Annotated in this window: 22 protein-coding genes; 19 read left to right on the top strand and 3 right to left on the bottom strand. The window is 71.2% G+C overall.

The genetic code is table 11. The annotated features are described in order from the left end of the window. Positions 1–36 precede the first annotated feature (36 nt). From tssA to WMF14_RS27625, 8 genes are all read left to right on the top strand, one after another. Positions 37–1,722, top strand: coding sequence for a type VI secretion system protein TssA (gene tssA, locus WMF14_RS27660; RefSeq protein WP_437790808.1), 1,686 nt, complete (start codon positions 37–39; stop codon positions 1,720–1,722). Positions 1,723–1,891: 169 nt separating this feature from the next. Beyond that, positions 1,892–2,392, top strand: a complete 501-nt coding sequence (gene tssB / locus WMF14_RS27655) for a type VI secretion system contractile sheath small subunit (protein WP_272093886.1) — start codon at positions 1,892–1,894, stop codon at positions 2,390–2,392. Between the two features lie 3 nt (positions 2,393–2,395). Then, the gene (gene tssC / locus WMF14_RS27650; RefSeq protein ID WP_437790807.1) at positions 2,396–3,880 is read left to right on the top strand and encodes a type VI secretion system contractile sheath large subunit; all 1,485 of its coding nucleotides are present in this window, start codon (positions 2,396–2,398) and stop codon (positions 3,878–3,880) included. A gap of 154 nt (positions 3,881–4,034) precedes the next feature. Further along, positions 4,035–4,625, top strand: a complete 591-nt coding sequence (locus WMF14_RS27645) for a TIGR00730 family Rossman fold protein (protein WP_272093884.1) — start codon at positions 4,035–4,037, stop codon at positions 4,623–4,625. Between the two features lie 693 nt (positions 4,626–5,318). After that, positions 5,319–6,473, top strand: coding sequence for a glycosyltransferase family 1 protein (locus WMF14_RS27640; RefSeq protein ID WP_437790806.1), 1,155 nt, complete (start codon positions 5,319–5,321; stop codon positions 6,471–6,473). Then, the gene (gene glf, locus WMF14_RS27635) at positions 6,458–7,582 is read left to right on the top strand and encodes a UDP-galactopyranose mutase (RefSeq protein ID WP_437790804.1); all 1,125 of its coding nucleotides are present in this window, start codon (positions 6,458–6,460) and stop codon (positions 7,580–7,582) included. Before WMF14_RS27640 ends, glf begins: the two co-directional genes overlap by 16 nt. 8 nt (positions 7,583–7,590) lie before the next feature. Beyond that, positions 7,591–9,519 (top strand): glycoside hydrolase family 2 protein, encoded by a 1,929-nt coding sequence (locus tag WMF14_RS27630; protein WP_437790803.1) that lies wholly within the window; start codon positions 7,591–7,593, stop codon positions 9,517–9,519. Positions 9,520–9,610: 91 nt separating this feature from the next. Then, complete coding sequence (locus WMF14_RS27625; protein WP_437790802.1) at positions 9,611–11,791, top strand: family 1 glycosylhydrolase; 2,181 nt, start codon at positions 9,611–9,613, stop codon at positions 11,789–11,791. A 118-nt stretch (positions 11,792–11,909) separates the two neighbouring features. Here the strand turns inward: WMF14_RS27625 and WMF14_RS27620 are convergent, their stop codons facing one another. Further along, a complete protein-coding gene (locus WMF14_RS27620) occupies positions 11,910–12,470 on the bottom strand; it encodes an XRE family transcriptional regulator (protein ID WP_272093879.1) in 561 nt (186 codons plus the stop codon). A 90-nt stretch (positions 12,471–12,560) separates the two neighbouring features. On the opposite strand from WMF14_RS27620, the gene WMF14_RS27615 reads away from it, so the two are divergent. The 3 genes from WMF14_RS27615 to WMF14_RS27605 all read left to right on the top strand — a co-directional run bounded on the left by WMF14_RS27615 (position 12,561) and on the right by WMF14_RS27605 (position 15,162). Then, entirely contained in the window at positions 12,561–13,373 is an 813-nt protein-coding gene (locus WMF14_RS27615) for an SDR family NAD(P)-dependent oxidoreductase (protein ID WP_437790800.1), read from the top strand. After that, positions 13,370–14,389 carry an S-adenosylmethionine:tRNA ribosyltransferase-isomerase gene (locus WMF14_RS27610; RefSeq protein WP_437790798.1) on the top strand — a complete coding sequence of 340 codons (1,020 nt, stop codon included), beginning with the start codon at positions 13,370–13,372 and terminating at the stop codon, positions 14,387–14,389. Before WMF14_RS27615 ends, WMF14_RS27610 begins: the two co-directional genes overlap by 4 nt. A 215-nt stretch (positions 14,390–14,604) precedes the next feature. Continuing rightward, on the top strand, positions 14,605–15,162 hold the full coding sequence (locus tag WMF14_RS27605) for a chlorite dismutase family protein (protein WP_437790797.1): 558 nt from the start codon (positions 14,605–14,607) through the stop codon (positions 15,160–15,162). 131 nt (positions 15,163–15,293) lie between these two features. Here WMF14_RS27605 and WMF14_RS27600 read toward each other — a convergent pair whose 3' ends face one another. Then, positions 15,294–16,952: a hypothetical protein gene (locus WMF14_RS27600; protein ID WP_437790796.1), complete on the bottom strand. Its 1,659-nt coding sequence runs from the start codon at positions 16,950–16,952 to the stop codon at positions 15,294–15,296. 371 nt (positions 16,953–17,323) lie between these two features. Here WMF14_RS27600 and WMF14_RS27595 point away from each other — a divergent pair, with 371 nt between their 5' ends. The 8 genes from WMF14_RS27595 (at position 17,324) to argC (ending at position 25,593) form a co-directional block, all read left to right on the top strand. Beyond that, positions 17,324–17,971 carry a TetR/AcrR family transcriptional regulator gene (locus WMF14_RS27595; RefSeq protein ID WP_437790794.1) on the top strand — a complete coding sequence of 216 codons (648 nt, stop codon included), beginning with the start codon at positions 17,324–17,326 and terminating at the stop codon, positions 17,969–17,971. Positions 17,972–18,057: 86 nt separating this feature from the next. Continuing rightward, positions 18,058–19,596: an FAD-dependent monooxygenase gene (locus tag WMF14_RS27590; RefSeq protein WP_437790793.1), complete on the top strand. Its 1,539-nt coding sequence runs from the start codon at positions 18,058–18,060 to the stop codon at positions 19,594–19,596. A 47-nt stretch (positions 19,597–19,643) separates the two neighbouring features. Continuing rightward, a complete protein-coding gene (locus WMF14_RS27585) occupies positions 19,644–20,045 on the top strand; it encodes a group II truncated hemoglobin (RefSeq protein ID WP_012237604.1) in 402 nt (133 codons plus the stop codon). Between the two features lie 205 nt (positions 20,046–20,250). Continuing rightward, the gene (locus WMF14_RS27580) at positions 20,251–23,292 is read left to right on the top strand and encodes a hypothetical protein (RefSeq protein ID WP_437790792.1); all 3,042 of its coding nucleotides are present in this window, start codon (positions 20,251–20,253) and stop codon (positions 23,290–23,292) included. Positions 23,293–23,498: 206 nt separating this feature from the next. Next, entirely contained in the window at positions 23,499–23,711 is a 213-nt protein-coding gene (locus WMF14_RS27575) for a YgaP family membrane protein (RefSeq protein WP_272093871.1), read from the top strand. Positions 23,712–23,719: 8 nt separating this feature from the next. Further along, complete coding sequence (locus WMF14_RS27570) at positions 23,720–24,322, top strand: RNA polymerase sigma factor (RefSeq protein ID WP_437790790.1); 603 nt, start codon at positions 23,720–23,722, stop codon at positions 24,320–24,322. Positions 24,323–24,324: 2 nt separating this feature from the next. Further along, positions 24,325–24,588, top strand: coding sequence for a hypothetical protein (locus WMF14_RS27565; RefSeq protein ID WP_437790788.1), 264 nt, complete (start codon positions 24,325–24,327; stop codon positions 24,586–24,588). Between the two features lie 54 nt (positions 24,589–24,642). Further along, positions 24,643–25,593, top strand: coding sequence for an N-acetyl-gamma-glutamyl-phosphate reductase (argC, locus tag WMF14_RS27560; RefSeq protein ID WP_437790786.1), 951 nt, complete (start codon positions 24,643–24,645; stop codon positions 25,591–25,593). A gap of 12 nt (positions 25,594–25,605) precedes the next feature. On the opposite strand, the gene WMF14_RS27555 is transcribed toward argC, so the two are convergent. Further along, complete coding sequence (locus WMF14_RS27555) at positions 25,606–26,574, bottom strand: LysR family transcriptional regulator (RefSeq protein WP_437790784.1); 969 nt, start codon at positions 26,572–26,574, stop codon at positions 25,606–25,608. Positions 26,575–26,636: the final 62 nt, after the last annotated feature.

Here is a 26,636-nt window from a genome sequence, read left to right as displayed (position 1 = left end):
TCCACACCCAGGACGCCTTGATATCCTGCGCGCCCCATGGCCGCTGAAGACGCCGTCCAACAATCCAAAGAGCGGATCGAGGCGCTGTTCGCGCCCATCAACGGCGGCGTCGGCGCCGACGTCACCTACGACGAGGCGTTCGAGGGCCTCAAGAACGAGGTCGACAAGCTGCAGTCGCTCGCGGGCGGCAAGGTCGACTGGGGGCGCATCGCGAGCGTCGCCGATGAGCTCCTGAGCGAGAAGTCAAAGGACTTCCGCGTCGCGCTCTACTACGCGGCGGCGAAGTCGCAGGTCGACAAGCTGCCCGGCCTGCTCGACGGGCTCGTGCTCGTGCAAGAGCTGAGCAACGCGTTCTGGGACACCATGTATCCCGCGATCAAGCGGCCCAAGGCGCGCGGCAACCTGTGCTCCTGGTTCGGAGACCTCGCGGCAGGGACGCTCTCCGGCCTCGCCGTCTCCGCCGCGGACCGCGACGTTGTGAACGCCATCGACCAGGTGAGCCGCGCCCTGGACGTCGACCTCGCCGACAAGCTCGGCGACGCCTACGGAGGGCTCGGCCCGCTGCGGAACGCGGTCCGCAGCCTCGTCGCGAGCCTGCCCGCGGAGGCGCCGCCGCCTCCTCCTCCTCCGCCTCCGCCTCCGCCGCCGCCTCCTCCTCCGCGGGTCGAGCCGCCGAAGGTCGAGGCACCGCCGGCGGCCACGCCGGCGGCCGCCGCGCCGCCGCCCGCGCCCGTGGCCGTGGCCGCCGCGGGCGATCCGGCGCTCAGCCTCGAGGCGATCGTCGACGAGGACTCGGCGCTCACCGCCCTCGGCAAGTGCTCGCCCCTGATGGCGCGCGCGGGCGACGCGCTCCGGGCGGCGGATCCGAAGCGGGCGTCCGCGTACCGCATCCTGCGGGTCGGGCTCTGGGTCGACCTCCTCGACGATCCGGGCGCGTCGTCTCCGACGGGCAGCACGGCGATCCCGCCGCCGCCCGAGCACGTGCTGCAGACGCTCCCGGCGCTCACGAGCCAGGGGGCGTTCGCCGATCTGCTGCAGGTCGCCGACGAGTACGCGCAGAGCTACCCTCTCTGGCTCGATCCGCACCGGTACGTCGCGAACGCGCTCGAGCAGCTCGGCGACGACTACGCCGACGCCAAGCGGGCGGTGCTCGTCGAGGTGGGCGCCCTGCTGCTCCGCGCGCCGCTCCTGCCGACCCTCAAGTTCAGCGACGGTACGCCGTTCGCGGACGGCGAGACGCAGGCCTGGCTCTCGTCCGAGGTCGCGGCCGCGCTCGGCGGCTCGGGTGCGAGCGGCGCCGCAGCCCCGGCGAGGCCGCGGAGCTACCTCGACAAGCCGCTCTCGGAGGCCCGAGGGCTCGTCGCGAACCAGCAACCCATCGACGCGATGGCGCTCCTCGAGAAGGCCGCGGCCGCGGCTCCGTCGGCGCTGGACCGCTTCCGCGTGAGGCTCGCGATGGCCCAGATCAACATCGAGCTCTCCCAGTTCCTCGTGGCGCGGGCGCAGCTCGAGGCGCTGGAGCACCTCGTCGACCACCACCGACTCACCACCTGGCAGCCGGATCTCTGCGCGGAGCTCTACGCCGCGCTGTACACGTGCTACCGGGTCCTGAACCAGGGCTACGAGGCCACCCCCGAGGCCAAGGCGAAGGAGACGCTCTGCTTCGAGCGGGTCTGCCAGCTCGACGCGGCGCTCGCCTTGAAGCTGTCGCTGGGGGAGTGAGCGGGATGCCGAGGAACCCAGGTTGGCGACGAGGGGCACGAGGGGCACGAGGGCAAGGAGGGCGGATGCGCGTCGCGCCGAGAAGCTTGCCCGAGGGGCGGGGGTTTTGTTCTATGCTCGTTCGGCCTGCGGGCGCTCCGCCCGCTGCTGACGGGGAAAGGAGCCTGCGATGAGCGGATCGAAAGAGGGATCGGTCGCGCCGAAAGAGCGCGTGAACATCACCTACAAGCCGGCCACCGGGAACGCGAAGGAGGACGTCGAGCTGCCGCTGAAGCTCCTGATGCTCGGCGACTACACGCAGCGGCCGGATCCGCGGCCCCTCGAGGACCGCAAGCCCATCAACGTGGACAAGGACAACTTCCAGAAGGTCATGAGCGAGCAGAAGCTCGCGCTGACCTTCAACGTGAAGGACGTCCTGTCCGAGCAGGAGAACAGCGAGCTCACGGTCAACCTCAAGTTCCGCCGCCTGAGCGACATGGAGCCCGAGGCGATCGCGAACCAGGTGCCGGAGCTCAAGAAGCTGCTCGACTTGCGCGCCGCGCTGACGGCCCTCAAGGGCCCGCTCGGAAACGAGAAGGCGTTCCGCAACAAGATTCAGCAGATCCTGAGCGACCCGGCTCAGCGCAACAAGATCGTGAGCGAGCTCGGGCTCGACAAGGAAGGGGAGTAAGCGATGGCGACGGAGACACAGGCCGCGGGGAGCGCGGGCGTCCAGACCCTCGAGGGCGGGTCGCTGCTCGACGAGATCCTCGCCGAGACGAAGATGACGCCCGGCGATGAGGGGTACGATATCGCCAAGCGGGGCGTGCAGGCCTTCATCTCGGAGCTCGTCGCCCCGCGGCGCGAGGGGGAGAAGGTCGACAAGGCCTTCGTCGACGCGCTGATCGCGGAGATCGACGTCAAGCTGTCGCGGCAGATCGACGAGATCCTCCACAACCCGAGCTTCCAGAAGCTCGAGTCCGCGTGGCGCGGCCTCAAGTTCGTCATCGACCGGTGTGACTTCCGCGAGAACGTCAAGGTCGAGATGCTCAACTGCTCCAAGGAGGACCTCCTCGCCGATTTCGAGGACGCCCCCGAGGTGCCGAAGAGCGGCCTTTACAAGATCGTCTACTCGGCCGAGTTCGGGCAGTTCGGCGGCAAGCCGGTCGGCGCGATCATCGCGAACTACGAGTTCGGCCCGGGCCCCCAGGACATCGCGCTCCTGCAGAAGTGCGCCGCTGTCGCGACGATGTCGCACGCGCCCTTCATCGCGGCGGCCGGACCGCAGTTCTTCGGCCTGAAGGACTTCCAGGGGCTGCCCAACCTGAAGGACCTCAAGGCGCTCTTCGAGGGGCCGCAGTACACGAAGTGGAACGCGTTCCGCGAGACCGAGGACGCGCGCTACGTCGGGCTCGTGATGCCGCGCTTCCTGCTCCGCCTGCCCTTCGGCGCCAACACCGTCCCGGTGAAGGCGTTCAACTACGAGGAGGACGTGGTCGGCAAGCACGACGCGTACTGCTGGGGCAACGCGACGTACGCCTTCGCCACCCGGCTCGCCGACAGCTTCGCCAAGTACCGCTGGTGCCCGAACATCATCGGCCCCCAGGCGGGCGGCTCCGTGGAGAACCTGCCGCTCCACCAGTACGAGGCGATGGGCGAGATCCAGACGAAGGTGCCGACCGAGATCATGCTCACCGAGCGGCGCGAGTTCGAGCTCTCCGAGGAGGGCTTCATCGGGCTCACGTTCCGCAAGGACTCGGACAACGCCTGCTTCTTCTCGGCCAACTCCGCCCAGAAGGCGAAGTTCTTCGGGCAGAGCGACGAGGGCAGGGCGGCCGAGATGAATTACCGGCTCGGCACGCAGCTGCCGTACATGTTCATCATGTGCCGCATCGCGCACTACCTGAAGGTGCTGCAGCGCGAGCAGATCGGTACGTGGAAGGAGCGCGCCGATCTCGAGAAGGAGCTCAACGACTGGATCGGCCAGTACGTCGCCGATCAGGACGTCGTGTCCGCGGCGACGCGCGGGCGCAGGCCGCTCCGCAAGGCGCGGATCATCGTGACCGAGGTGCCGGGGAACGCCGGCTGGTACAAGGTCGACATGCAGGTGCGCCCGCACTTCAAGTACATGGGCGCGTTCTTCACGCTGAGCCTCGTCGGCAAGCTCGACAAGGAGTGAGCCGCCGGCCACGGCACCGCCGCCACGCGGCGGTGCCAGGCCGCGGCGCAGGGGGGGCGAGGGCGCGCCGCCGGGGGGAATGTTACCTCCCACGGCGCGCCGGCCCACCGATCCCCGCTTGGACGAGCTCGCCTGCCGGCGTAGGCTCGCGCCCATGAGAACGCTCTCCAGGATCTGCGTTTACTGCGGGTCGAACCCCGGCGTATCGCCGGCCTACCGCGAGGCGGCGGTGCGGCTGGGTGAGCTCCTGGCGGCGAGAGGGATCGGGCTCGTGTACGGGGGTGGCCGCGTCGGGCTCATGGGCGCGGTCGCCGACGCGGCGCTCGCGCGCGGCGGTGAGGTGATCGGCGTCATCCCGGGGTTCCTCAACCAGCGGGAGATCGAGCACCGCGGGCTGACCGAGCTCCGCGTGGTCGAGACGATGCACCAGCGCAAGGCGGAGATGGCCGCCCTCGCGGACGCGTTCATCGCCCTGCCGGGGGGCGTCGGGACGCTGGAAGAGCTGTTCGAGGTGTGGACCTGGACGCAGCTCGGCTCTCAGGACAAGCCGGTCGGGCTGCTCGACGTGGCGGGGTATTACCGCCCGCTCATCGCGTTTCTCGATCACGTCGTGGCCGAGCAGTTCATGAAGCCGGCTCATCGCGCCGTGCTGCAGGTCGCCGACGATGCGCCGGCCCTCCTGGAGCTGCTGGCCGCGTGGCGCCCGAGCGCCGAGGCCAAGTGGATGACGCCCGGCGAACGGTAAGCCCATCGCTCGATGTCCGGCTGAACCCTCCTGCCCGCCCTGGCTGGCGGCGCCCTGTCGGCGAGTAAGCAGCAAGGAGCGCGCCATGACCGCCGCTGCGGCGCCCGTCGGGCCACGAGCGGCCCTGTTCCGACGGTCGCTCTCGCTGCCGAGCGCACGGCGTCAGCAGGAGCGATCTCTGCCGCCGTTCTCCCGTGTGCCGGCCGCTGAGCCTCGGCAGGCGCGCAGCCTCGGCGGCGCCGCGGGGACCAGGAGCGATGTGCATTCCGTCGATTCGAGCCCTCTTCTCTCGCCCCGCGCGCCGACGCGCGGACACGGAACGCGCGGACAGCGCCCTGCCGGAGAGAGCCCCGGCAAGCATCCTGCATCCACAACCGTTCTCGCCTCCTGAGGCGCCTATCAGGGTGCAGCCCAGTTGCGGCTTTTGCGAGGCTCCAGCAGGAAACGCCTGAACGCGGCGCGTTTTGCTCATCCGCGACAAGTTCATCCGTATCGCGCTCACCGAGCACAACGCAGGCGAGAGCACCTCGCTGTTCAGCGCGCCGCGCGGGTCATGTAGCGGATTGGCGCAGTTTTCAAGGCGGTGACCTCGCCCGGTCGCGACGTGACGGTCGATGGCTCCATCCCGTCGCCGGCGCGTAACTTGCTAAGACCTGGCGCGGTACGATCCCAATCACAGAAATCGGAGACAAGATGAAGCAGGCCGGGCCGGATCTCCTCTGTTTCTCGCACCTGCGCTGGAACTTCGTCTTCCAGCGACCCAACCACTTGATGAGTCGCTTCGCGCAGGAGAGGCGGGTCTATTTCGTCGAAGAGCCTGTGTTCGGAGACGGGCCCCCGAGGCTCGACGCGAGGCACGTCGAGGCCAATCTCACCGTCATCGTCCCCCACCTCCGCCACCGCGCCGAGCCGGAGGAGGCCCTCGCGCAGCAGCGACACCTGCTCAACTCCTTCGTGCGGGAGCAGGACATCCGCCAGCCGATCCTGTGGTTGTACACGCCGATGTCGCTGCCTATCGCCGCCGACGTGGAGCCATCGCTCGTCGTTTACGACTGCATGGATGAACTTTCCGCCTTCCGGGGCGCCCCGCCGCTGCTCCGGGATCGGGAGCGCGAGCTGTTCGCGCGCGCCGATCTCGTGTTCACCGGCGGCCAGAGCCTCTACGAGGCGAAGCGCGCCCACCACCCTTCGGTGTACGCCTTCCCGAGCAGCGTCGACGCGGCCCACTTCGCGAAGGCGCGCGGGCAGACCTCGGAGCCGGACGACCAGCGCGGCGTCCCGAGGCCGCGCCTCGGGTTCTTCGGCGTCATCGACGAGCGGCTCGACATCGATCTCGTCGCCCGCGTGGCCAAGGAGCGGCCTGACTTCCAGCTCGTGATGCTCGGGCCGGTCGTGAAGATCGACCCCGCCACGCTGCCCCGGCGGCCGAACATCCACTGGCTCGGCCAGAGACCCTATCAGGATCTCCCGGCCTATCTCCGCGGCTGGGACGTCGCCATCATGCCGTTCGCGCTCAACGAGGCGACCCGGTTCATCAGCCCGACGAAGACGCTCGAGTACCTCGCCGCGGGGAAGCCGGTCGTCTCCACCGCCATCCGTGACGTGGTCACGCCGTATGGCGACAAGAAGGCGGTCCACATCGCCGACGCCTCCACCTTCGCGGCCGCGGTCGAGGCGGCGCTCTCCGGGCCGCGGGAGGAGCACGTCGCGATCGCGGACGAGATGGTGAGCGCGACGTCATGGGACAGGACATGGCGATCGATGTCGACGCTCATCGCCGACACACTCCAATCCAAGCGTCCATCGGCCGCCCGGACGGGAGGGGAGGTACCGTGTTCGACTACCTGATCGTCGGCGCCGGGTTCGCTGGCAGCGTGCTCGCGGAGCGCCTCGCCTCGCAGATGAACCGGTCGGTCCTCCTGTGCGACAAGCGGCCTCACATCGGCGGCAACGCGTACGACTGCTACGACGACGCCGGGATCCTCATCCACAAGTACGGTCCCCACATCTTCCACACGGCGTCGCCGCGCATCTTCCGTTACCTGTCGCAGTTCACCGGCTGGCGCACGTACGAGCACCACGTGCTCGCGCACGTCGACGGCAAGCTCGTCCCGTTCCCGATCAACGTGGATACGGTCAACGCCCTCTACGGAACCAGCTACTCGCCCGCCGAGGTCGAGGCGTTCTTCGCGCGCGTCGCCGAGCCGATCAAGCACTGCCGCACCTCCGAGGACGCGGTCGTCAGCAAGGTGGGCCGGGAGCTCTATGAGAAGTTCTTTCGCAACTACACACGGAAGCAGTGGGGCCTCGACCCGTCGGAGCTCGACGCCGCGGTCGCCTCGCGCGTGCCAGCGCGCACGAACCACGATTCCCGGTACTTCACGGACGAGTTCCAGGCGATGCCGCTGCGCGGCTATACGCGGATGTTCGAGAACATGCTCGACCACAAGAATATCCGTGTGCTCCTGAACACCGACTATCGCGAGTTCATGAACGAGGTGAGCTTCAGGGAGATGATCTATACCGGGCCTGTGGACGCGTTCTTCGACTTCCGCTACGGGAAGCTTCCCTACCGATCAATCGAATTCAAGTTCGATACGCACGACAGGGAGGTCTTCCAGCCGAACGCGGTCATCAACTACCCGAATGAGCACGAGTACACCCGCATCACGGAGTTCAAGTACCTCACGGGGCAAGAGCACCCGAAGACGAGCGTCGTGTACGAGTTCCCGAGAGACGAGGGCGACCCCTATTACCCGGTGCCGCGGCCCGAGAACGGGGAGCTGTACCGGAAGTACAAGGCCCTCGCCGAGGCCACGCCGAACGTCCGCTTCGTCGGGAGGCTCGCGACCTACCGGTACTACAACATGGACCAGGTCGTCGGTCAGGCCCTCGCCACCTTCGACCAGATCCGCGAAGCCACGCTCGACGGCGCGGCGGTGACCGTCGCTGCCTGAACGGACCCATGTCTCGACAGCACCTCGCACAGATCGGTATTCCAGGTTCGGTGCCGCCGACGGCCGACGGCGGCGGCCAAGGTTACCCGCGCCCTCTGCTCCGGCGAGAGGACTGGACCTCGCTGAACGGGCCCTGGGAGTTCGCCCTCGACCCCCGGGCGGAGTGGTCCTCCCCGGCCGACGCGCGCTTCGACCGGACGATCGAGGTGCCGTTCGCCCCGGAGACGCCGCGGAGCGGGATCGGCAACACCGGCTTCTTCAAGGCCTGCTGGTATCGGCGGCGGGTCAAGGTGCCGGAGCTGGACGCGTCCGAGCGGCTCATCCTGCACTTCGGCGCCGTGGACTACCTGGCCAGGGTGTGGATCGACGGCAGCTTCGCCGGCGACCACGAGGGCGGTTACACGCCGTTCGAGATCGACATCACGGCGCACGCCAAGGGGCGTGAGGGCGTCACGATCGTGGTGCAGGCGTACGACGATCCGAACGAGCTCGCGAAGCCTCGCGGCAAGCAGGACTGGAAGCTCGAGCCTCACTCCATCTGGTACCCGCGGACGACGGGGATCTGGCAGACGGTGTGGCTCGAGCGCGTGCCGCGCATGCACGTCGATTACCTCAGGTGGACCCCGAACCTCGAGCGCTGGGAGATCGCGGTCGAGGTCCACGTGGCCAACGCGCCGGTGGAGGGCGCGCGCGTCGGGGTGCGGCTGCGGATCGGCGACATGACGATCGCGAACGATCAGTACACGATCGTGGCCGGGGAGGTTCACCGGCGCATCACGCTCTCCGATCCGGGCATCGACGACTTCCGCAACGAGCTCCTGTGGTGCCCCGAGCGCCCGACGCTGATCGACGCCGATATCGTCCTCTACGATCAGGCCGGCATCACGATCGACCGCGTGAAGAGCTACACGGCGCTGCGCTCGGTGGCCGTCCGCGGCGACCGCTTCCTCCTGAACGGGCGGGCGTACCTGCTCCGGATGGTGCTCGACCAGGGCTACTGGGACGGGACGGGGATGACCGCCCCCGACGACGAGGCGCTGCGCCGCGACGTCGAGCTCACGAAGCAGATGGGCTTCAACGGCGCAAGGAAGCACCAGAAGATCGAGGATCCGCGGTACCTGTACTGGGCCGACAAGCTCGGCCTGCTCGTCTGGGAGGAGATGCCGAGCGCCTACCGCCACACGCGCAGGTCGATCGAGCGGCTCGCGCGGCAGTGGCTGGAGGCGATCCGGCGGGATCTCAGCCACCCGTGCATCGTCGCGTGGGTGCCGATCAACGAGTCGTGGGGCGTCCCGAACCTGCCCGACAACGCGAACGAGAGGCACTACGTGCAGGCGCTCTATCACCTGACGAGATCGATGGACTACACGAGGCCCGTCATCGGCAACGACGGGTGGGAGAGCGTGGCGACCGACATCATCGGGATCCACGACTACGATCCGTCGCCCGAGCGCATCGCTGGCCGCTACTTCGCGCACGACGTGGTGCCCAGGCTGCTGAAGCGGGAGAGGCCCGGGGGCCGCGCCCTCGTGCTCGATCCGTCCGTCAGCCACGAGACCGCGATCGTGCTGTCGGAGTTCGGCGGGATCGCGGTCGCGCCCGTGAGCGGCGAGAGCGGCACGTGGGGGTACTCGGCGTGCAGGACCCCGGAGGAGCTCGCCGAGCGCTACTCGGCGCTCATGAAGGTGATCAACTCCCTCGAGCTCCTGGCCGGCTTCTGTTACACGCAGTTCGCCGACACGTACCAGGAGGCGAACGGCCTCCTGTACGCCGACCGTACGCCGAAGTTCCCGCTGCACAGCATCGCGGCGGCGACGCAGGGGATCTCGCTCCTCGGCCCGAACGAGGCGCCCTCGGCGTCGATCGACGGGGGGCTGGCGGACATGCCGGCGCTGGCGGACATGCCCGGGTTCGCGGACATGGGCGCGCCGCGATGACGGCGCGCGGGCAGGGCGGGGCGGGTCGTCGTGGCGGCCCACGGGCGCGCGCCGGACCGGCGGGCGACGGTGCTGGCGGGGGGCTCGCCTCATGAGAGACGGCGCCGGGATCGCGCTCTGGGGCGGCGTCGAGTGCACGATCAACCGCGTCGGCGACCGGTACTTCGACCAGCTGGAGCGCACGGGCCACCACGAGCGCATCGCCGACCTCGACCTGCTCGCGGGGCTCGGCATGCGGGCCGTCCGGTATCCGGTCCTCTGGGAGCGCACGGCGCCGAGCGGCCTGCGGAGCGCCGATTTTTCCTGGGCAGACCAGCGGCTCCACCGGCTGAGGGAGCTCGGCGTCGACGTGATCGTCGGGCTCGTGCACCACGGCAGCGGGCCGCCGTGGACGAGCCTGATGGACGACAGCTTCGCGAGCGGCCTCGCGGAGTTCGCCGGCGCGGTGGCGGAGCGCTACCCGTGGGTGCGCGATTTCACGCCGGTCAACGAGCCGCTCACGACCGCGCGCTTCAGCGCGCTCTACGGACACTGGTACCCGCACCGCCGGGACTCGGCCTCGTTCCTGCGCGCGCTGCTCGTGGAGACGCGCGCTACCGTGGCCGCGATGCGCGCGATCCGGCGCGCGCGCCCGGACGCGCGGCTCGTGCAGACGGAGGATTTCGGCGCGACCGCCAGCACGCCCAGGCTCGCGTACCAGGCCGCGTTCGAGAACCACCGGCGCTGGCTGAGCCTCGATCTCCTGTGCGGGCGCGTGAGCGCCGCGCACCCGCTCCACCGGCACCTCCGCGGCTGCGGCGCGACCGAGGAGGAGCTCGCGCAGCTCGCGGCGGAGCCGTGCCCGCCGGACGTGATCGGCGTGAACTATTACCTGACGAGCGAGCGGTTCCTCGATCACCGCCTCGAGCTTTACCCCTCCTGGACGCACGGCGGGAACGGGCGCGATGCGTACGCCGATGTGGAGGCGGTGCGCGTGCGGGAGGAGGGGATCCTCGGACACCGCGACGCGCTGCGCGAGGTGTGGCAGCGGTACATGACGCCCGTCGCGATCACCGAGGTCCACCTCGGGTGCACGCCGGAGGAGCAGATCCGCTGGCTGGTCGAGGCCTGGGAGGGCGCGCACGCGGCCCGCGCGGAGGGCGCGGACGTGCGGGCGGTGACGCTGTGGTCGGCCTTCGGGGCGTACGACTGGGACAGCCTGGTCACCCAGGCGCGCGGCCATTACGAGCCGGGGGCCTTCGATGTGCGGGGGCCCGCGCCGCGCCCCACGGCGCTCGCGGTGGTCGCGAAGGAGCTCGCGTCCACCGGCCGGACCGAGCACCCGCTCGCCGGGGCTCCGGGCTGGTGGGGCCGCGACGAGCGGCTGCTCTACGGGGCGCCGCGCTCCGCTGCGCGGGGCATCTGCAGGCCGCGCGAGCGCCCGATCCTGATCACGGGCGCGGGCGGGGCGCGCGGCGCGGCGCTGACGCGCGCGTGCGAGGAGCGCGGCATCCATGTCCGGGCCATGGCGCGCAGCGACCTCGACATCGCCGACGCGTCGGCCGTGGATCGCGCGCTCGTGGAGGTCGGCCCGTGGCTCGTGATCAACGCGGCGGGCTACACGCGCGTGCACGAGGCCGAGGACGAGATCGAGGCGTGCCGCCGCGCCAACGTGGTCGGGCCGACCCTGCTGGCGGAGGCGTGCCGGCGCCGCGGCGCGCGGCTGCTGATGTTCTCGTCGGCCTTCGTGTTCGACGGGAGCAAGCCCGAGCCGTACATCGAGGATGACCCGGTCGCGCCCATCAACGCGTGCGGCGAGGCGCAGGCGCTGGGGGAGAGGGGCGCGCTCGACGCGCTGCCGGGCGCGCTGGTCGTCCGCACGGGCAGCCTGTTCGGGCCGCTCGAGGCGCGCAGCTTCGCCGCGCTCGCGCTGTCGATCGTGCAGCGCGGGGAGCCCTTCCGCGCCGCGGACGATCTCTTCGTGTCGCCCACCTACCTGCCGCACCTGGCGCACGCGTGCCTGGATCTCGCGATCGACCAGGCCGAGGGCGTATGGCACGTGGCGAACGATGGGGTCATGAGCTTCGCCTCCTGGGCGAGGATGATGTGCGACGCGCTCGGCCTGCCGTCGCGCGCGGTGCACGCCTGCCCCGCGCGCACCCTCGGGCTCCGGGCCAACCTGCCTCGCCAGGGAGGGCTCCACAGCCGCCGCCGCGCCGCATTGCCGTCCCTGCCCGAGGCCATCGAGCACTATGCCCGGCACCGGGCGGGACCGATGCTGGCGGCCGGATAGCGCTGGCCCGCGAGGCGCAATCAGAGGGGCGGCGGAGGGGCGGCGGAGGGGCGGCGCGCGCGCTGCTCGCGTGCGCGGCGCTCTCCAGGCGAAGAAGCGCCGACGTCGAGCGCCCTCGTCAGACCACGCGCGCGAGGACCACGACCGAGTAGCCGACCGCCGGCTGCTTGCCGGGGTTGTTGTACGAGTGGCGCTGATCGCCGCGGAACACGGCGACGTCGCCCGCGCCGAGCGTGAACCGCTCGCCCCCGACCACGAGCAGCAGCCCCCCCGACTCGCACGTCAGGTACTCGCGGGTGCCCGGGGTGTGCGGGACGCCCGTCATCCGCCCGCCCGGGGGGATCTCGATGCGATCCATCTCCATGCCCGGGATCGGGTCCGGCAGGAGCTTGCGGACGAACGCCTGCCCGGGAGAGCGCGTGGGGAGCGTGTCGCGCGCGTAGAGCTGGCACGTGGCGCGGGGCGCGGAGAGCATCTCCTCGATGGAGACCTGGAGCGCGGCGGCGGCCCGGTGCAGCACGCCGAGCGTCGGGTTCGCCGCGCCGGACTCGAGGTGCGCCCAGGTCGCCCGGGGCACGCCGGCGAGCTTGGCCAGCTGCTGCTGCGTCAGCCCGCGCGCCTCGCGCAGCTGCTTGATGTTCTTCGCGAGCCGCCCCGAGAGCTCCGTGTCCTGGTCCATGACCGGAGATTAGCACTCTTCCAAGACATTGGAGAGCGCTCCAACAAGAGGACCGGCGCGGATTAGGCTGGTGTCGAGGAGGAAGGCACCATGAACGACGAATCGACCGGAAGCGAGGGGCTGATCCAGGCCGGAGCGAGCTCCCGTCCGTCGCTCCCCCGCGCCGCGCGGGGCGAGCGGTTCGCGCCGCGGGCGGCGCTGGTCACCGGGGCGAGCCGCGGGCTCGGCGCCGCGCTCGCCCGGGAGCTCGCGCGGCAGGGCGCGAAGGTGGTCCTCGTGGCGCGCGAGCGCGCGGCGCTCGAGGCCGTCGCGGCCGAGATCGCCGCGCAGGGCGGGGAGGCGCACGCGCTCGCGGCGGACATCGGGGACAAGGGCCAGACGCACGCGATCGCCGGCGCGGCGGCGGCGCTGGTCGGGCCGATCGACCTGCTCATCCACAACGCGAGCACGCTCGGCAAGACGCCGCTGCCGATCCTGCTCGACACCGAGTGCGAGGATCTCGGGCGCGTGCTCGAGGTCAACGTGGTCGGCCCGTTCCGCCTGACGAAGGTGATCGCCGGCGCGATGGCGCTGCGGCGGCGCGGGGTCGTCGTCCACATCAGCTCGGACGCGTCGGTGAACGCCTATCCGCGGTGGGGCGCCTACGGCGCCTCGAAGGCGGCGCTCGATCACCTGAGCCGCACCTGGGCCGCCGAGCTCGAGGGCACGGGCGTCTCGTTCTACGCGGTGGACCCGGGCGAGATGAACACGCGGATGCACGCCGAGGCCATCCCCGACGCCGACCCGAGCACGCTGGCCGATCCTGCGGACGTGGCGAGGCGCGTCGTCGGGCTCGTCGGCCGCGCCGGCGAGGTGCCGAGCGGCGCGCGCGTAGAGGCCGCGCGGCTCCCGGAGGCGCCATGAGCCCCGCCACGTGGCCCCGCGAGAGCCCGCTGGAGGAGCGGCTCCTCCACGTGGACCCGCGAGAGGGGCGCCTGCGCGACGCGCGCATCGCAGATCTGCCCGCGCTCCTCGAGCCGGGCGATCTCCTGGTCGTCAACGACGGCGCCACGCTGCCGGCCTCGCTCCACGGCGCGACCGAGCGCGGTGAGGAGGTGGAAGTCCGCCTCATCGGCGAGCTGTCCGAGGGGCGCTATTCGGCCCTGCTGTTCGGCGCCGGCGACTGGCACACGCGCACCGAGGATCGCCCGGCGCCGCCCGCCCTCGACGCGGGGGACGCGGTGACGTTCGGAGGCGATCTGTCGGCCGTGATCGAGCGGAGGACCGCGGCGCGCCTCGTGGAGATCGCCTTTCGGGAGCGGGGCGCCGCGCTCTGGTCGGCGCTCTACCGGAGGGGGCGCCCGATCCAGTATGCGTACGTCGCGGGCCCGCTCGAGATCTGGCATGCGCAGACGCGTTATGCGAGCCGGCCTCTCTGCGCCGAGCTCCCGTCGGCCGGGCGGCCGCTCGTCTGGGGGCTCTTGCTCGAGCTGATCCGCCGCGGCGTCCGGATCGCCTCGCTCACCCACGCCGCGGGGATCTCGTCGACCGGCGATCCGGCGCTCGACGCCTTGCTCCCGCTGCCGGAGCGCTTCGACATCCCGGAAGAGACGGTGGCTGCGGTGCGTGAGGCCAAGGCGAGCGGGCGCCGCGTCATCGCGGTCGGCACGACGGTGACGCGCGCCCTCGAGGGCTGCGCCGCCCAGCACGGGGGTGAGCTGCGGGCCGGGCCGGGGATCACCGATCTGATCCTTCACCACGGCTTCCGGCCGAGGGTGGTCGACGGGCTCCTGACCGGCGTGCACGATCCGACCGAGAGCCACTTCCGGCTCCTCGAGGCCTTCGCGCCGGCCTCGCTGCTCCACCGCGCGAACGCCCACGCGGAGCAGGCAGGGTATCTCTGTCACGAGTTCGGCGACTCCTATCTTGTCCTGAGCTGACCCGGGCGACGGAAAATCATCGCGCGGAAACGACGGCGAAACCCCTGTCCGCACATCATCGACCGCGTTGCGTGTCGCGGTTCGGCCGGCGCGGCGAGCCCGAGCGCAGCGGCCTTCCCGGCGCGCTCTCGCGCCGAGAGGGCGTGTGATCGGGCCGCCCTACCGTCGGGCGGCGATGGCGTTCGTCCCGCATTGCCGTCATCTCGGAGCGAGCCATGGAAGGAAATCCTGTTCGGGTGAGTTTCGTCGCGGGTCCCGCCGGGGAGTGGCGGGTCGAGCGGATGATCACGGTGCGAGGCGAGGGGCTACCCGCGGCGCCGCGGCTGCAGCGCATCGAGGGGGGCAGCTTCGTCGCGCCGCCGGAGGCGACCTGGGTGCTGGGCGGCGTGAGGAGCAACGAGCGTTATGTCGAGCTCGAGGAGAGGAGGCGCCTCGTCGCGGTCCAGGAAGACCTCGGCCGGGCGTCGAGCGCGCAGGCGGCGCTGATCCCGCTCAGAAAATCGAAGGCGTGGTGGGCGCTCGCGCAGGACGAGCGGCGGGCCATCTTCGAGGCGCGGTCGCGCCATATCAAGGTAGGCCTGGAATACCTGCCGGCGGTCGCCAGGCGGCTCTACCACAGCCGGGACCTCGGTGGCCCGTTCGACTTCCTGACCTGGTTCGAGTTCGCCGAGGGCGACGCCGGCGCCTTCGACGAGCTCGTGGGCAGGCTGCGTGAGACGGAGGAGTGGTCCTACGTGGAGCGGGAGGTCGAGGTGCGCCTGTCGCGCGCATAGTACGGAGTCAGCCTGCGACGGCCGACCCGTCTTTGCGATCGTTCTCGCCTCGATGTCTGCTGCACCCCGAGCACGCGGGCAAAACGAAGAAGGCGCCCAGGTTGCCCCGGGCGCCTTCTACGCCGTCGCGATCACTCGCAGGCGTTCGTCGTCGTGTTGCACGTGGCCGGCGAGGTGCAATTGGAGTCGTCGTTGCACTCGACGCACGTGCCAGCCGCGAACCCGCTGCCGCACACCGTCTTGCCAGGCTGGCCGTCGGCGGTGCAGTCGGTGCCCGCCGGCGCCGTCGTGAAGCTCGGCGTGGCCGGCGTGCCCGTGCACGCGGGGTCCGTCGAGCAGACGGTCGCTGACACCGGGAAATCGGTGACGTCATCGTCCGTCGTGATGCCACCGGCGCCGTTGCACACGAGCCTCTGGCAATCGCCCGGTGTCTGCAAGGACGGCACCTCCGTGCCCGCTGCGTAGCGCTGGCAGGCGCCTGTACCGTCGCAGAGCCCGTTGGTCCCGCACGACGCCGCGCCCGTGTCCGGGCACTCGTCGTCCGGATCGCTGCCGGCCGCGATGTCGCCGCAGGCGCCGTCGACGCCGCCGAGCTTCTTGGCGGCGGAGCACGCCTGGCAGGGGCCGGTGCACGCCGTGTCGCAGCAGACGGCGTCAACGCAGCGCGCGCTGGAGCACTCGGCGCTGGTCACGCAGGACGCGCCGTCCGGCTTGGCCGCGCAGGTGCCGCCGCTGCAGACGCCCGTTGTGCAGTCGTCCGCGACGCCGCACGCCCTCCCGACACCGCACTTGTCGCAGGCCGGAGCGCCGTGGAAGGAGGCTCCGCCGCAGTCGATGTCGGTCTCGTTGCCGTTCTGGTCGGTGTCCATGCAGCCGGGCGTCGCGCACCTGCCGGCCGTGTTGCAGTAGCCGCTCGCGCAGTCCGAATCGCGCGCGCACTCCAGGTCGTCGGCGCAGGGCGCGCAGCCGGAGCCGTCGTCGATGCCGCCGCAGTCGACGTCGGTCTCGCCGCCGTTCAGCAGGCCGTCGGTGCACGACACGTCCACGCACGTGTGCGTGCCACTCGGATCGCAGAGCTGGGGCGCGGTGCAGTCGTTGCCCGAGAGGCAGCCGACGCAGGCGCCGCTGCCGTCGCAGACCTTGCCGCCGATGGTGCACCTCGTGCCAGCGGTCTTCGGTGAGCTGCCCGGAGTGCCGCCCGGGCACGTGCCGACGTTGCATTCGTCGTCGGCCGGCTTGTCGGCGTCGTCGCGGATCGACGTCGTGCCGCCTCTGCCGTCGCAGACCTGCTGCTTGCAGTCACCCGCCGCCTGGCCCGCCATCGTGACGGTGCCGTCGGGCACATTGATCGTGCCGCAGCACCGCGCTTCGCACGTGGCCTTCACGCACTCCGTGGCCGGGGCCGGGCAATCGCCGATCGTGTCGCACGGTGTCGCGCCGCCGGGGCATGCCATCGAGCCACCGGTGCCATCCGAGCCGCCGGTGCCGCCCGAGCCGCCGGTGCCATCCGAGCCACCGGTGCCATCCGAGCCGCCGGTGCCGCCCGAGCCGCCGGTGCCGCCCGAGCCGCCGGTGCCGCCCGAGCCGCCGGTGTCTGACGACGAGCTGGCGCTGCTGCTCGTCGTCGTGTCGCCGCCGGAGCCACCGGACCCGCCGGCGCCCCCAGCGCCGCCCGTGTCGGAGATCCGGCTGCGATCGACGGCGACGATGAGCTCGCAGCCTGTCAGGTTCACCGTGAGCGCGCCCGCCGCGAGCAACAACGCAGGGAGGAATGTCGTTTTCTGGTTCATGCCAACAAGCACATTGGTCAGGGGCCAGACCTGACCTGGGGCCGAGCCTACAGCAAGAGACCCAAGGAATCGCCGGTTTTCTCTGACGAGTCGACTCGGTGAAGTCTGGCGCCGCTCGCGGCTCGATCGCGCGTTGTCCGCGGCGCCGAGCTCCGCGTCCGGTGCGCCGTGCTGGAGGCGGCCGGTTGAGCCCACATCGGGCCACAGCGGAAGAGGACCCAGCCGCCCGGGAGGCATGGACCCAACGCGGGCCCGACCGCCGAGGCCGAGATGGAAGAGCTCGCGCCGGGCGCCTCGTCCCCTCGAGAGGGGACGCGGCCGGATCGCGCCCTTGACCGCCGCCCGTTCATGAGTAAATAAACATTTACCTGATGCCGGCAGACGAGAAAAAGGAGACGCGGCGGGCGCTCCTCGACGCCGCCGCCGAGGAGTTCGCGCGGCATGGGCCCGAGGGGGCTCGCGTGCACGCCATCGTGGCGCGCGCCCGGGTCAACGAGCGCATGATCTACCATCACTTCGGGAGCAAAGATGGCCTCTACCGCGCGGTCCTCGAGGACCAGTGGTCCGGCCTCATCGAGGGGTGGCGGCCGGCGCTCGAGGCGTCGGCGGCGCTCGAGCCGCGCGAGGGGCTCTGGCGCGCGTTCACGATGTTCTTCCGGCTGCTCCTCTCGCGCCCGCTGTGCATGCCGCTCGCGATGCACGAGGCGATGAGCGGCTGGCAGGCCGCGCCGCCCGCGACGCTCGCGATGCTGCCATCGCAGCTGCGCGATCTCTACGAGCGAGGTCAAGCCAGCGGGGTGTTCCGGCGAGACTGCGATTTCGAGCTCCTTTATTGCACCGTCGTCGGGGCGCTGGCCGGGATCGGCATCTTCGGGCCGCGCTTCTCGGACCTTCGGGCGCGCCTCTCGTGCGATCTCGAGCTCGCCGCGCGCCTCGGCGAGCAGACCGTGAGCCTCGTGCTGGATGGCGCGACCACGCCTGGATGGGGCGGCCGCGCGGGCGCCGGAGAGACCACGTGACGTGAGCCTCGTCGATCCGCCGTCACCCGCGGGTCGTCGCTGATCAATCGTTGTCAATCGATCGTTTCTCAACAAGGAGAGCGCGTATGAACGTCGATGTCGTCATCGTGGGCGGCGGTCCGACCGGCCTGATGCTGGCCTGCGAGCTGCGGCTGGCCGGCGTGCGTCCCGTCGTGCTGGAGCGGTTGCCCGAGCCCACCGGGCTCTCCAAGGCGCTCGGCCTCGGCGGGCGCGCCGTGGAGATCCTCGACCACAGGGGCCTTCTCGATCGCTTTCGCGCGGAGCAGAGCGCCGCAGAAATGACGCGCTTCGTGCACTTCGGCGGGATCCCGCTGGCCCTCGGCGGCGAGCACGCGCGCGTCTCCAGGCGCTTCCTGAGCATCCATCAGGCGCGCATAGAGGCGCTGCTGGAGGAGCGCGCGCGCGAGCTGACGACGGAGATCCGTCGAGGTCACGAGCTCATCGGGCTGGATCAGGACGGGGAGGGCGCGACCGTCGCCGTCCGAGGCCCGGACGGCGACTACCCGCTTCGAGCGCGCTTCGTGGTGGGGTGTGACGGCGGCCGCAGCGCGGTGCGCAAGCTGTCCGGGATCGGCTTTCCTGGTCTCCCGCCCTCTCGGCTCCTGCGCCTCGCCGACGTCACGCTGGCCGAGGGCGCGACGGAGGACGGGCACCTCGTCCTCTCCGGTGGTCGCCGCGTTCGCTTCGGGCTCGGCGGGATCGCCCTGGTTCCCCTGGGAGCGGGCGTGTTTCGCGTGGTCACGTCGGAGCCGTATCCGCAGGACTTCGACAGGGACGCGCCGATGACGCTCGACGAGCTGCAGGCCAGCGTTCGCGCGGCGCTCGGCGAGGATCTGCCCGTCCGCGAGGTGCGGTGGTTGTCTCGGTTCACCGACGCCAGCCGGCAGGCGGATACGTACCGCGCGGGCCGCGTGCTGCTCGTGGGCGATGCGGCGCACATCCATCTCCCCGCCGGCGGGCCAGGCCTCACCACCGGATTGCAGGACGCGGTGAACCTCGGCTGGAAGCTGGCCGCGGAGGTCCGCGGCTGGGCGCCGCCGGGGCTCCTCGACACCTACCACGCGGAGCGGCACCCCGAGGGCAAACGCGTGATCATGCACACCCGGGCACAGGGCGCGCTGATGATGCGGGACGAGCGCGTCGCCGCGCTGCGCGAGCTGGTCGGCGAGCTGCTCAAGCACGAGGAGAGCCTGCGGTATGTCGTCGAGATGCTGGACGCGGCCGACGTCCGTTACGAGATGCCGACCGAGCCCGGCGAGCAGCATCCGCTGCTCGGGCGATGGGCGCCGGACGTCCGGCTGACGACGCAGAAGGGGGAGGCGCGGGTCGCGCAGCTCATGCACGGGGCCAGGGGCGTGCTGCTGGACCTGACCGGCGGTGCCGCGCTCGGCGACGTGGCTGCGCCCTGGGGCGATCGCGTGGACGTCGTGAGCGCGCGCTGCGCTGGGCTGCCGCGCCCGGCGGAGGCGATGCTGATTCGCCCCGACGGCTACGTGGCCTGGGCGGCCGCGGCAGGCGAGCCCGAGGCCTCTTCCCACCGCCGGCTGCGCCGCGCGCTCACCGCGTGGTTCGGCGCGGCCTGCGGCAGCTCGGTCGCGGCTTGAGCCGGCGGCGTGCAGCGCCGGCGCAGATCCGGTAGAGGGCATCGCCCATGGCCGAGCCGTCCGAGACCCCTTTCGATCTGCTGGGCGGCGAGCCGGCGGTGCGCCGGCTCGTCGAGCGCTTCTACGACCTCATGGGCCGCGACGAGCCGGCGCTCGCGCGCCTCCACGTCTGCGACGAGGGCGGCCAGGTCGCGCGCGAGAGCCGCGATCGATTCGCGCTCTTCCTGATCGGCTGGCTGGGCGGGCCGCAGGACTACATCGCGGCGCACGGTCACCCGCGGCTGCGGATGCGCCACGCGCGCGTCCCGGTCGATGTGGCGATGCGCGACGCCTGGATGCGCTGCATGCGGGCCGCCATGGCCGAGCTCGACGTGCCCGCGCCCCTCCGCGCCTTCCTCGACCAGCGCTTCGCCGAGGTGGCGGACTTCATGCGAAACCGTCCTGGCTGACGGGAAGCGCAGGCCGGCGCGGCGTGCGGGGTCGCGCGCGTCTCGACGCCCCCATCGCTCCCCGATTTTCCGTACGATACGTCGTCCGCTCTCGTGAGGTCGCGCGAGACGCCTGCCGCCAGCGCACGGGGATCCGCTGCGCCAGGCAGGCCTGCGGCGCCTGGAACCCGTGCGGGGAACGATGTCCCAACTCGACGAGCACCCGATGACCAAGCCCGCTCCGCCGGACGGAGAGCGCACGCCGCCGCAATCGGGAGCCCTCCCCGGTCACGAGCCGGATCGGCAGGGGCCGGGCAAGGGGGAGCGCAGCCCATGGCCATGGGTGAAGCGATTCTTTCGCGAGGTGGACTGGCCCAATCGGGTGGTCCTGGGCGTCTCGGGCCTCGTCTTTGGGGCGGTGCCGTTCTTCTGGTCGCCGGAGCGCTTCACTCCGGTCATCGAGGGGCGCGGCGAGCTCGTGGACGCCGCGGTCTCCGCGGTCCCGCTCGCCATGGTCTTCGTCGGGGCCATGGCGCCTCAGGCGTTCGTCGTGGGGCGCTTCCTTCGGCGCCTGTGGCGGGATTCACCCCCAGGGACGGGCTTGATCCGGCTGAAGCCCATGGGCCGCGGCGGCGTCTTGATCGCCGTCGGTCTGCTGGTGAGCACGTTCGTCACGGTATGGGGGGTGGCGTTGTGGTACGCGGTCCACGGGGACCAGCACACGAGCCCGCAGTACAGGGTTGTCTCCTCGGTCATCGCTGCCCTCATGCTGACGCTCGGCACGCTGCTGACGATCCTGCAGTCCTGGGAGTCCGCCGCGAGGCCTTCGAGGGGCGAGTCCGAGTACAGCACCATCGGTGACCTTCGCGCGCTCGAAGCCAAGTGGATCGGGGCGCGGCGCTGCGCGGCCAACCTGAAGCACCCCTCCACGGGCGATGGCGATGATCCGCGCGGCGCGCACCTCATCGGGCTGTCGCTCTCCGGCGGAGGGATTCGCTCGGCGACCCTATGCCTCGGCTTCCTGAAAGGACTCGCCACGATCCCGACGAAGAGCGGCGAGGTGATCCTCAAGTACGTCGATTACATGAGCTCCGTCTCCGGCGGCGGCTGGGCGGGGGGCGCGCTCACGGCGCTGACGTCCGGCGTTCACCCGGAGGGGGACGCGGAGCCCCGCTTCAAGCCGCTGGAGGCCGACTCATGGAACCGCCTCCTCGACAGGATCCGCCTGCGAGGCGACTACCTCGTCCCCGGCGGGATCGGCCTCACCGCCAACACGCTCCAGCCGCTCCTCATGATCTTGGTCGGCGCGATCGCCAACGCGCTGTCGCTCCTCACGGCCGGGTTCGCGGCGCTCGTTCTCCTCTACCACTCGAGCTCGAGGTCGGGGTTCCTCGCGCGCGCGGTCAAGCGCGGCGTGGCCGAGGTCGTCTCGCGCTTCGATGGAGCGCGATCTCTGTTCTTCACCACGGCTCCCGCGGAGCCGGGCACGCTGCCCGGCGCGATCGCGGCAGAGCTCCCTGTGCTGGACATCCTCGTGTTCGTCCTCGCGTTGGCGGGAGGTGTCCTCCTCTTGGCCTTGCTCGTCATGTACGCCGGGATCCTCCTCTCGCGGCCGTCCGTCCACGAGGCGGGGACCCGGGTCGCCGCTCGCGTGGCGCTGCTCGCGGCGCTCACGTGGTGCTCCCTGCTCGCGCTGCGGGCCGATCCCCTGCTCACCCTCCTCGCCCTGTGCGCTGCCCTGGCCCTCGCGCTTGCCGTCCTGCTGAGCCGCCTGAAGCGCGAGCAGCTCCTCGCGATCATCGGGGTCGCCGTCAGCGGACAGGTGTTCGCGCTCGGCTTCACGGCGCTCTACGATGTCGTGAAGGGCGTCACGTCGGCATGGGCGAACGTCCTCCGGTGGCTGCTCTTCGCGCCGATCCGGCTCACTCAGTCGATCGACGGGCTCGTCCGCGTGCCTGGCCAGCACGACCCGCTGCACGTCGTCGAGCTGATGGTCGTGGCCGCGCTCAGCCTTGTGTTCATCGGGCTCAGCTTCATGACGTCGAGGAACCATACGGGCCTCCACCGGTTCTGGGCCAACCAGATCCGCCGTGCGTACCTGTCGCTGCCGGGCGACTCCGACCGGCCGGCCAGCGATTCTCCCTCCGCCTGGCCGCTCGCCGCGTTGAGGCCCTCGAACCAGCCGCGCGTCGAGAGGACGTACGCGGCGGATCCAGCGCCCTGGAACCTGGGCGGGCCGCACCGCGGCGCGCCGCTCCACGTCGTGACCGCCACGGTCAACACCCCGGGGTCGGACGACCCTGTCCTCTACAAACGGGGCACCGCGCGGTTCGAGTTCAGCCCCTATGCCGTCGGCGGGCCCGCGACCGGGTGGGGGCCAGCCGAGGCCTACGGCGACACGCTCACCCTGGCCCATTCGATCGCCATCAGCGCTGCAGCCGTGAACAGCCAGGGCGGCACGCTGATCCCGCGGTGGGCGCGCGTCGTCCTCACGGTGCTCAACTGCGGTCTCGGCCTCTGGGTCCAGAACCCGCGCTTCGCGAGGTCTGCCGGCGATCCGCACGTGCTCTTCCGGAGGTGGGCGCACTTCTGGAGCGCCTATCAGTTCAAAGAGATCTTCGCGCGGAACAAGGAGAGCGACACGCTGGTCTTCGTCTCCGACGGCGGTCACCACGACAACCTGGGACTGACCACGCTCGTCGAGCGGGAGTGCGAGCTCATCCTGTGCATCGACGCCAGCGCCGACCCCGAGCGGACGTGCGACGAGCTCGCGAAGGCGGCGCGGATCCTGCGCGTGGACCGCGGGCTCGACTTCGAGCTGAGGCGCGAGGACCTCGAGCGCGTTCGCCCGAACGATCCGCGAGGCACCTGGGAGCAGCGCACACCGCGCACGCCGATCCTGGTGGGGAAGTTCAAGCTGGATCCGGGCGCGAAGACCGGGGCGACCGAGAAGGATACGGCGACCAAGGAGGTCACGGTCGTCTACGTCAAGGCCGGCCTCTTGCCGGGGCTGCCGCTCGACGTCCAGCGTTATGCGGAGTCTTACCCCGAGTTTCCGCACCAGACGACCGCGGATCAGTTCTTCGATGAAGCGCAGTTCGAGGCGTACCGGCTGCTCGGCGAGGCGCTCGCTCGCGAGGTCGTGCGCACGCTGGACGACGCGACGGGGAGCGCGGGCCAGAGTTGGGCGAGCACGGTGAATGATCTTCGCCCCGAGCCCCGCGCCGTCGGACCCGGCGACGTCGCCAGCCGCGTCACTCCGGCTTGAGCGCGGCGGGCGTTGGCCGTGGCCGGCGCGCTCGATAGCCCCTGGAGCTGCGCGGCGTGGACGCGTCGCGTAGGCGTGGATGCGTCGCGCAGGCGTGGACGCATCGCGTAGGCGTCGCTCGGTCGCTTTCTGCGCCACCGGCGCAACGATTTCGTGAATCCTCCACCCCGCGTCGGGGCTTCTCCGGACGAAGGATGGAGGAGCTCATGAAAAGCAATGTGGGGAAGATGGATCGGTTGCTGCGTGGTCTCGGTGCACTTGCGCTGCTGGTGTGCGCCTGGGCGGCGCCGCTGACGCTCGTGACGCGCCTCACCGTGTTCGGTCTGTCGGGTGTGTACATGATATTTACGGCGCTCTCGGGCACGTGCTTCGGGTACGCTCTGATCGGCAGATCCACATGCCCCCTCCAGCGGAGCTGAGGCGCGGAATGGAAGCATCGAGAGCACACGAGCCGGTCTTCACGGCGGCGGCGCGCGGCGATGACGGCGCGCTGGAGCTGCTCGTCCGCGCCTACCACGATCGCGTGTATCGCTTCGGGCTGCGCGCGTGCCGCGACGCCTTCGACGCCGACGATGCGGTCCAGGAGGCCTTCACGAAGCTCGCGCGCCGCCCCGACGTGGCGCGCGATCCGGGCGTCCTCTCCTGGCTGATGACGGTGGTCCGGAACGCGTGCCTGCGCATGCTTCGCCCCTTCGCGCAAGAGCGCTCGCGGCTGGGAGATCGGGTGGACGACATCGACGCGGTGCCCTCGGGCGATCTCGACCCTCAGGCAGCATTCGAGCGCTGGCGGCTGGTCCGCGCCGTGCATGAGGCCATCGCCGTGCTGGAGCGGCCCTATCGAGAGGTGCTCGTGCTGCGCGACGTCGAGGGGCTGACGGGCGAGGAGGTGTGCCAGATGCTCGGGCTCGGCGAGGCGGCCATGAAGAGCCGTCTGCACCGGGCGCGGCAGCTGGTGCGGCGGGAGGTCCTCCGGCAGGAGGGCGCGCCTTCCGCCTCGTGGGTGCGGGGAGGGGAGGAGAGGAGAAATTAGCCATGTTCATGAGCAGGAGCCTTGTGGAGCACTTCGCGCGTGGGGCGATCTGCCTCGCGGCCCTCGTGGCCTCGGTGCTCGTCGCGCGCGCTTCCCTCTGGCTGTCGATGGCGCTGTTGCCAGTCGCGCTCGTGGCGGTGGGCGGATGCCCGATGTGCTGGACGCTGGGGTTGATCCAGATGGTCAGCGCCAGGGCGCGAGGGGAGCACCTCGAAGAGCCGTGCGACGACGGCGGATGCGCCTGGGCGCCGCAGAGCCGCCGGTGAGCTAGCGCGAAGCGCTGGTCCCGGGGGCGCGGTCGGCGTATGGACACGGCCACCATGCATCGGGTGTTCATCGACGGGCAGGAAGGTACGACGGGGCTCCAGATCCGCGAGCGGCTGCAGGGCCGCCGCGACCTCCAGCTGCTCGAGATCGACCCGGACCGCCGCAAGGACCCGGCGGCGCGCCGCGCGCTGATCAACGAGGCGGATGTGCTCATCACGTGCCTGCCCGACGACGCCGCCCGCGAATCCATCGGGTGGATCGAGAACCCGAGGACGCGCGTCATCGATCCGAGCACCGCGCACCGCACGGCCGACGGGTGGGTGTACGGCTTCCCGGAGCTCCGCCCCGGCCAGCGCGAGGCCGTCCGCGGCGCGCGGCGCGTCGCCGTCCCCGGATGCCACGCGACCGGGTTCCTCGCGCTCGTGGCGCCGCTCGTCGAGCAGGGGCTCCTTCCCAGGGACGCCCGCGTGATCGCGCACTCGCTCACCGGCTACAGCGGCGGCGGGCGCAAGATGATCCAGGCCTACGAGCAGGCCGACGGGGCGCGCCGCGAGCAGCTCCGCGGCCCGCGCCCGTACGGGCTCACGATGCAGCACAAGCACCTGCCGGAGATGCAGGCGATCGCCGGCCTCGACAGGGCGCCCCTGTTCCAGCCGGTCGTGGGCGACTTCTACAAAGGCATGCTCGTCTCGGTGCCCCTGTTCGCGGACGCCCTGGCGCGGCCGGCGACGCCCGCCGCGGTCCACGAGCTCTACGCGTCCTATTACGCCGGCGAGCCGTTCATCCGGGTGATGCCGCTCGGCGGCCAGGGCGCGCTGGAGGACGGCTACCTCGGCGCGCTGGACTGCAACGACACGAACCGACTCGACGTGTTCGTGTTCGGCAAGCCGGACCAGATCCTGGTCGTGGCGCGCCTCGACAACCTCGGCAAAGGCGCCTCCGGCGCGGCGGTGCAGAACCTGAACCTGATGCTGGGCGCGCCGGAGGCCACCGGCCTCGACTGAGCGCCACCCGGGTCACCCGGCGCGCGTGTAGAGCCGCGGCGCCGAGCTCTCGAGGGCGGCGATCAGGCGCTCCGCGGCGTCGGCGAACGCGCGCCGGAACGCGATCCGCCAGGGCCGGCGGAGCGGGCCGCTCGAGAGCCGTTTGACAACGAGGTCGCCGCTGCTGAGATAGGCTTCCGCCACCCATTCCGAGAGGGTCGCGATCCCCATCCCGGCGCGCGCCGCGTCGACAACGGCCTCCGTGAGCGGGAACCGCAGGAGCTCGATCTTGGGCCGCTGCCGTCCGAAGACGGCGCTCATGAACCAGCGCGCCTCGGCCGGCGTCGCGTTCGGCGTGATCAGCGGGCCCTCGCGGAGGTGGTCGCGCGTGAGCGAAGCCCGCCCCGCGAGCGGGTGCGAGGTCGAGATCACGAAGATGATCTCGTCCGAGAAGAGCGGCCGCTCCACGAGCGCGCAGCCCGCCTCGCGGTCGCTCGGCAGGGACGACGTGGTGAGCAGCGCGACGTCGATGTCCCCGCGGACGAGCGCGGAGACCGGATCGTGGGTGTGCTCGACCGCGAGCACGATCTCGAGGCGGGGCAGCCTGCGCCGGAGGCTCGTCATCGCGGAGGGCAGCCAGCGGTACGCCGTGTAGCACTCGCACACGAGGCGGACGCGCGTCGTCGCGGCGACCGGCGCCGCGACCTCTCGCTCGAGCTCCCGGAGCTGCGCGAGGACGAGCCCGGCCCCCGCGATGAGCCGCTCACCCGCGGCCGTCGGCGTGACCCCGCGCGCGGTGCGCTCGAAGAGGAGCGCGCCGACCCGCTCCTCCGCCTGGGCGAGCGCCCGGCTCACGGCGGACTGCGTGATGTGCATCGCCGAGGCGGCGCCGGCCGTGCTCCCGGCGGCCGCCAGCGAGAGGACGAGCTCCAGATCGCGGATCTCGAGCTGAGGCCGCGGTCCGATGGCAGGAGGCGCAGGGGGAGGCGGTATGCGTGACACGCATAGACCCTATCACGACGATGCGTTGGACGCACAGCCCCGCGAGGCGCACCTTGGGCGCC

The sequence above is a fragment of the Sorangium sp. So ce693 genome (assembly GCF_051521375.1).
GTDB lineage: Bacteria > Myxococcota_A > Polyangia > Polyangiales > Polyangiaceae > Sorangium > Sorangium atrum.
This window is presented reverse-complemented; position numbering and strand designations above follow the sequence as displayed.

Bases quoted from the DNA above. Each gene is read 5' to 3' on its own strand.
- tssA (WP_437790808.1), top strand. From the start codon at position 37: ATGGCCGCTGAAGACGCCGTCCAACAATCCAAAGAGCGGATCGAGGCG.
- tssB (WP_272093886.1), top strand. From the start codon at position 1,892: ATGAGCGGATCGAAAGAGGGATCGGTCGCGCCGAAAGAGCGCGTGAAC.
- tssC (WP_437790807.1), top strand. From the start codon at position 2,396: ATGGCGACGGAGACACAGGCCGCGGGGAGCGCGGGCGTCCAGACCCTC.
- WMF14_RS27645 (WP_272093884.1), top strand. From the start codon at position 4,035: ATGAGAACGCTCTCCAGGATCTGCGTTTACTGCGGGTCGAACCCCGGC.
- WMF14_RS27640 (WP_437790806.1), top strand. From the start codon at position 5,319: ATGAAGCAGGCCGGGCCGGATCTCCTCTGTTTCTCGCACCTGCGCTGG.
- WMF14_RS27630 (WP_437790803.1), top strand. From the start codon at position 7,591: ATGTCTCGACAGCACCTCGCACAGATCGGTATTCCAGGTTCGGTGCCG.
- WMF14_RS27625 (WP_437790802.1), top strand. From the start codon at position 9,611: ATGAGAGACGGCGCCGGGATCGCGCTCTGGGGCGGCGTCGAGTGCACG.
- WMF14_RS27620 (WP_272093879.1), bottom strand. From the start codon at position 12,470: ATGGACCAGGACACGGAGCTCTCGGGGCGGCTCGCGAAGAACATCAAG.
- WMF14_RS27615 (WP_437790800.1), top strand. From the start codon at position 12,561: ATGAACGACGAATCGACCGGAAGCGAGGGGCTGATCCAGGCCGGAGCG.
- WMF14_RS27610 (WP_437790798.1), top strand. From the start codon at position 13,370: ATGAGCCCCGCCACGTGGCCCCGCGAGAGCCCGCTGGAGGAGCGGCTC.
- WMF14_RS27605 (WP_437790797.1), top strand. From the start codon at position 14,605: ATGGAAGGAAATCCTGTTCGGGTGAGTTTCGTCGCGGGTCCCGCCGGG.
- WMF14_RS27600 (WP_437790796.1), bottom strand. From the start codon at position 16,952: ATGAACCAGAAAACGACATTCCTCCCTGCGTTGTTGCTCGCGGCGGGC.
- WMF14_RS27595 (WP_437790794.1), top strand. From the start codon at position 17,324: ATGCCGGCAGACGAGAAAAAGGAGACGCGGCGGGCGCTCCTCGACGCC.
- WMF14_RS27590 (WP_437790793.1), top strand. From the start codon at position 18,058: ATGAACGTCGATGTCGTCATCGTGGGCGGCGGTCCGACCGGCCTGATG.
- WMF14_RS27585 (WP_012237604.1), top strand. From the start codon at position 19,644: ATGGCCGAGCCGTCCGAGACCCCTTTCGATCTGCTGGGCGGCGAGCCG.
- WMF14_RS27580 (WP_437790792.1), top strand. From the start codon at position 20,251: ATGACCAAGCCCGCTCCGCCGGACGGAGAGCGCACGCCGCCGCAATCG.
- WMF14_RS27575 (WP_272093871.1), top strand. From the start codon at position 23,499: ATGAAAAGCAATGTGGGGAAGATGGATCGGTTGCTGCGTGGTCTCGGT.
- WMF14_RS27570 (WP_437790790.1), top strand. From the start codon at position 23,720: ATGGAAGCATCGAGAGCACACGAGCCGGTCTTCACGGCGGCGGCGCGC.
- WMF14_RS27565 (WP_437790788.1), top strand. From the start codon at position 24,325: ATGTTCATGAGCAGGAGCCTTGTGGAGCACTTCGCGCGTGGGGCGATC.
- argC (WP_437790786.1), top strand. From the start codon at position 24,643: ATGCATCGGGTGTTCATCGACGGGCAGGAAGGTACGACGGGGCTCCAG.